Raw genomic sequence first — 344 nt, forward strand, 5'->3', positions numbered from 1 at the left:
GTTTGCAGCGGATTGCCATGCCCCTCGACCAAGACCGACTTAAAACGGTCCGCCCACAGAGTGCCATAGCGCTTATGATTACGATTAAACCAGACTGAAAAGCGCTGCTTCACCGCCTTCATATATTCAGAGACATCGCCCATCCGCGCCAACAATTTCGCACGCAACTGCTGCGCCTCTTCAGAGTCCGCTTGCAAGTGAGAGCGCAGCACCTTGACCGAATCCGCCTGATACTTGGTAGGCTTCGGGTACAGCACCTGATAGCGGCGCATCAATTCAGCATCATCCACCTGCTGACGATCCGGCACACGCAAGAGCACGTGAAAGTGATTCGACATCACACA

1 protein-coding gene is annotated in these 344 nt (G+C 54.1%); it reads right to left on the reverse strand.

Annotated elements, in window-relative coordinates; all coding sequences use genetic code 11:
* A partial coding sequence (locus QEH52_RS20960) for a transposase (protein ID WP_486679460.1) occupies positions 1-344 on the reverse strand: 344 nt, incomplete at both ends.

It is taken from the genome of Thalassobacterium maritimum (assembly GCF_031127805.1).
GTDB lineage: Bacteria > Verrucomicrobiota > Verrucomicrobiia > Opitutales > Coraliomargaritaceae > Thalassobacterium > Thalassobacterium maritimum.